Source organism: Methanomethylovorans sp. (genome assembly GCF_041305605.1).
Taxonomy (GTDB): Archaea; Halobacteriota; Methanosarcinia; order Methanosarcinales; family Methanosarcinaceae; genus Methanomethylovorans.
The window spans coordinates 1-5,403 of record NZ_JBFYLB010000002.1 but is presented as its reverse complement, the minus strand read 5'-3'; the positions used below and the strand labels follow the sequence as shown (position 1 = coordinate 5,403).

Here is a 5,403-nt window from a genome sequence, read left to right as displayed (position 1 = left end):
AGTACAGGGAAATCAATGATGAAGTTATCTTCCTCTGTCACGTACACTATCCGTGTGACCATGTCACTGCGGGCATAGGCACCGAATAAGGCACCGAATGCCTGGGGTTTGCGGCCTCCTGAGACATTTATTAGTACCTTTCTTCCCAGAGCATGCTCTTTTTCGATCAGTGTTGCCACGTCCTGGGCAACCCTGACAGGGTCGTAAAGGGAGGTGATCGCCTTCTTAATCTCTATGACCTTGCCAAACGTAGCTTCTAGTACCTGTTCAGCCTGCACCTTTTTTTCTGCTGTGTCTTCTTCAGTCAATATAATTATCTTAGATGGAGAAAGCCTTGTAACACAGATAAGTACTGGTTCAAGAGTGTATAATGTAGTTATAAGCGTGTAATCTGCCATTGGAGAAATATTATTATATATACTATATATATGTATGGACACTCCAAGCCATCAATAGAGTTTTAGCGCATATAAGTTGCCAATACCATCAAAAAGTATATATTTATCATAGACTGTACATAGTAAACATTCACAGTTTGATGGTTGACATCTAACTGTGATAGGTGGTTAGTGGTGCGCAAAAGCATCCACTCTAAACAAAAGAGTTAGATGCTACCGGGTCACTTTGCATAAAAACCTCTGTGGACCGTAATATTGCAGGTGACCCGGAAACAGCATCTGTTTCCATTCATAATGAGAGTAAATAACAACATAACAACAGACAAACTCAAATTTAAAATGGAAAGATTATTATATTTTGTAAAAGCTAAATATAATGGGTGGTTAGGGTGTTCAAGGAACTGGATAATTACCTGAAAAACAGTGGGAAGATAACTGTTCTTTTGCAAAATGGAGAGCGAATAAAAGGCTCTGTAGAGGTTTCTGGTGACGATTACATTATAATCAAGAACGAAACACATGTCTATGGTATAGCCCATCGCATAATAGGTATGTGGAAAGTTGAATCATTTTCTTCTGCCGAGACTCAGGGTGTCAGTTCAGATATCATTTTAGAGAAAAATGACCACTCCGACAATACAGATGAAAACGAATATTTGTTTGAACATATCTCTGCAATGCAGGAGATTAACAAGATCCTGGGCGATCTTAAGGAAAATGATTTTCAATTAAAAGACATCAAAATGGAGTTTCCTTCAGGCATTGAATCTGACCGTGTCCAGGAAGATAAAAGAAAATGGAACAGGATAAACGATCAATATCGCTCATCGCTTAAAAAGAACAATTTTTTCCATTTATCATTCCTTGCTTCCGAGCTATCGGAACTTGCGAAAACATATCCACAACATGGTGCTTTCAATTGCAAGGCAGGTATGTTCTATTCACTCGTCAACGAACATAAAAAAGCAGCCAACGAATTCAAAACGGCTTTTCTTGCAGAGCCAAAGCCTGAATTCATATACAATGCAGCTTGCGAAGCATTCAGAGCCAACATGAATGAAAAGACATATTGCGACCTCGGGCTGTATTTCAATGTGGTTTCACCGTGGGATGACGTAGGTACGTGGAAACAATTCTGTTTGTCAGCTATAATTTCTGGAAATTACTATATCTTCAAAAGGGCAATGACAGCAACTTTCTGTTCCCTTGATACCAATGCCCACGAGGCGAATAAAGAAAAGTATGATCTAATGCTTGGTTCCTTGATGCTTGTACTTATTGAAAACAAGATGCATAAAAAAGCATTGAAACTAAAAGATCTTCTGGGAATGCAGTCATTTGAGGACTTTGCTGTCATCAATCTCTTGGAGTCAACAATAGAAGGTTTGTCTCTACAGCCAGACCCAGAATATGATGCTAATACTGACCTATTGAAAGAAAAGATTCTTTCCAAAGGCCTAACAGATATTTGCACTAAAGAAACACAGACCTGCGAAACTGAAATACCATTCAAGAAACTTGATCTGAAATATGGTAACATCTATTCGTACAAATCTGATAGAGGATTCGGGTTCTTAAGAGATGCTAATGGAACTGAGCGCTATTTCTATTATATGGACATCTTGGATGATGAACTCCGATCGCAGGTCGATACAGTAAAATGGGGTAACGAGATCAACGTTCTCTTTGAACCCTCAACAGGCCTGGAAGGACAACATATAGCCAGTAAGATCTTGCCATACAAAATAATAGACAATATTATCGGATTAGCTGAGGCCTTCTATAAAGAAGGTAGTCTACCAACTGCTATTTTTGATATAAAGGAAGCTTTGTCCATTGAACCTGAGAACTATAGATGCAAAGACCTCTGCAAAAAGTGGGAAAAAGAATACGATTCCAGGCAGCTGAAAGGAAAAAAGCAAGTAGTGAACATGCATCCTGGCAGCAGTGAAGAATGGTATGAAAAAGCTTGTTTGCACCTGAAGCTCAAACAGTATGAAGAAGCTCTTCAAGCCTTTGATAACTCGAAAGACTCAGGATCAGCTTCATCAAGCACATGGTACGGAAAAGGAATTGCTTACTTTAACTCTCGTAGGTACGAAGAAGCTATAGATTGCCTCGAAAGATCAATAGTTATCAACCCTCTTAATCACAGAGCTCTTTATGCAATAGGATCCGCTTATTTGCGGGCAGGCAAGATCGAAGAATCTATAGGTTTTTCAAATAAAGCAATAGCACTGAGACCCGATATTCAGCAATACAGAATGAATATACCTACTGCACTTTTCCTCCTGGAAAAGTACGAGGAGTCAATAGATTCATTCAACAAATTGCTTTCACTTGATCCGGATAATTATATTGCATGGTCATGGAAAGGAGCAGCTCATCTAAAAAGCAACCAACTCAAAGAAGCGAGATTCTCAATTGAACGAGCTCTGTCTATTAATCCGATCCATGCTGATTCATTGTTCTGCAAAGGATATATCCTATCAAAAGAACACCGTTGTGAAGAAGCACTGGAATATTTTGATCAGGCATTGAAACTGGACCCTATTAATGTAAAAGCTTTGACAAAAAGAGGCTTTGTTCTTTCTTATCTTTCAAGACACAAGGACGCTCTGGAATCCATTGAAAAAGCCATTTCTCTGAACTGGGGTAATCCCAAGAGCTGGTACTACAAAGGAATTGCATACCTTAATGCTGGTGAATATGAGAAAGCTGTTGAGGCTTTCAACACTTCGCTTGAAATTAAACCAGGTGTTGTAAGAGTGATGCGTTCCAGATCATGCGCATTGTTAAAGCTTGGAAAAGAAACAGATACAAAAATAGTGGAAGCAGAGACTAATGGAGTGGACACAATTCTCTACGATGACCTGATGGAAGCCTATGAATGTGAGATTAAAATAGTGGAGTAAATGCCTACAGGAGGAACACTAATGCCTGAACTTAATACCGGTCAATCAAAAGCAGTATCTTATACTTCTGGTCCCCTGCTTATCCTTGCAGGTCCGGGGTCGGGAAAGACACTAACTATCAAAGAGAAAGTACTGAAACTCATCAAGGACGGGATATCTTCTGACAGGATCCTTGCTCTCACTTTTTCAGAAAAGGCAGCTGGAGAAATGCAGGACCGAATAGAAAAGAACATTGGTGTTGGTACTGGTATTACTGTCTCTACGTTTCATTCTTTCTGTAACGATCTTATTCGGGAATTCTCTCTTGATATGGGTATAAATCGCGGGACCAGACTTATTTCAAAAGAGCATTCTCACGTATGGGGCATCAGGAATATTGACCTGTTCGGTTTTGACCATATTACTATTCCTTCTAAACCCACGGATCTTATCACAAGCTTGCTTGAAGGGGTTTCCCAGTTCCATGATCATCTCATTCTTCCAGAAGAACTTGAAACATACGTTTCTGCTTCTCTTACATCCGTAGCTACTCTTACAGACAATGAAACCGATCAACTGCTTAAGCTTGGGGATCTTACAAAATTTTACTACCATTATCAACAGTATAAATGGGAGAACAATTTCATTGATTATGATGATATGATACACCTTGCCTGTGATCTGCTGGAGAACAACGATTTTGTAAGAAAAAAAGTTGGAAGCCGTTACGATCATATCCTGGTCGATGAATTCCAGGATACTAATTATGCACAACTGCATCTTATCCATCTGATGGCTGAAGGGGGAAATCTCACCTGTGTGGCAGATGATGACCAGTGTATCTACAGGTTCAGAGGTGCTTACCTTTCAAATATCAACCAGTTGCAGACTTTTTATCATTCGCTTGAAAAAGTTACACTGGATGTGAATTACAGGTCTACTGAGCAGATCGTAGATCTTTCACAGCAGCTTATCGAGGTCAATCCCCAGAGGGAACAGAAGAACCTTATTTCAAATAATGGTGCCGGAAAGTTAGTGAAGGTAGTAAAAGCACCTGATGATGAAAGCGAAGCCGAATGGGTGGCCATTGAAACTAAAAGGCTTGTGGATGAAGAGGGTATTGAGCCCAGGGATATCTACATCCTTACACGTAAACGAGATGATGGTAGGAAGTTCAGTGAAGCTTTAAGGCTACAGATGATACCCGTAGAAGATGTGGGCAGGTTACACCTTACCTATTTCCCAATTGTGCAGGAAGCTCTTGCATATATGAGAATAGTATCTGACCCATTCAATAATGGTATTTCCTTTGCAAAGGTCTTTTCCAGGGAAGGTGTAAAAGAGCACAACCTGCAGAAGGTCAATACCATGGCGAGAAAACTTGTCCGGAATAACGGTGCGCAAGGAGATGGTATTTACACGGTTCTCCTGAATCATCTCGATGATATTGGTATTGATCAGAGAGATCTTGTCGCTTCTGTAATAGGTAGAATGCAGGAACTCCTCGACCACAAGAAGAACCATCGACCTTCTGATACTCTTAAACACCTGTTAATGGAAAAGACAGACCTGTATCGTTCTGCGCTACAGGAAGATACCAGAATTTCAAGAAAGAACATCGAAGTATTAAATGCTCTTGTAAGAATGGTCGAAGACCTCGAAATGATAAGTGGCGGCTCTGAATTTGAAGAGGTCATGGAACATATGGCACTGGTCTTTGATATGGACCTTGAGGATGGCGAGGCCGGGGAGGAGAACACTGTAAAGGTCATGACCATCCATCAGTCCAAAGGTAAGGAGGCAAAAGCAGTATTTGTATGTGATATGGCTGCACGACATTTACCATTACAGCATCAGAAGAAACCATTTACTGTACCTTTGCAGATAGCAAAGGGAGTGCAGCGGGATGCAGAGGAGAAGGTGCTGCATCTGGAAGAGGAAAGGAGACTTGCTTACGTGGCCATGACCCGGGCAAAAGAGAAATTGTATCTTGTTTTCCCTGAAAAGTATCTGGAAAACTCGAATGCTTCAAAGCCAAGCCAGTTCCTGAACGATATTAATTATACACAAAACCAGCTTGTGGAAATGATAGAAGCTAACGCAGCTGCACA

General features: G+C 40.4%; 3 protein-coding genes. 2 read left to right on the top strand and 1 reads right to left on the bottom strand.

Annotated elements, in window-relative coordinates:
- Positions 1 to 398 (bottom strand): DUF6293 family protein (locus tag ACCM36_RS00095; RefSeq protein WP_370571663.1); only part of this gene is annotated, 398 nt, incomplete at its 3' end.
- Positions 399 to 787: 389 nt separating this feature from the next.
- On the opposite strand from ACCM36_RS00095, the gene ACCM36_RS00090 reads away from it, so the two are divergent.
- Together ACCM36_RS00090 and ACCM36_RS00085 are read left to right on the top strand one after the other, a co-directional pair.
- Positions 788 to 3,313: a tetratricopeptide repeat protein gene (locus ACCM36_RS00090; protein ID WP_370571662.1), complete on the top strand. Its 2,526-nt coding sequence runs from the start codon at positions 788 to 790 to the stop codon at positions 3,311 to 3,313.
- A gap of 21 nt (positions 3,314 to 3,334) precedes the next feature.
- A partial coding sequence (locus tag ACCM36_RS00085) for an ATP-dependent helicase (RefSeq protein WP_370571661.1) occupies positions 3,335 to 5,403 on the top strand: 2,069 nt, incomplete at its 3' end.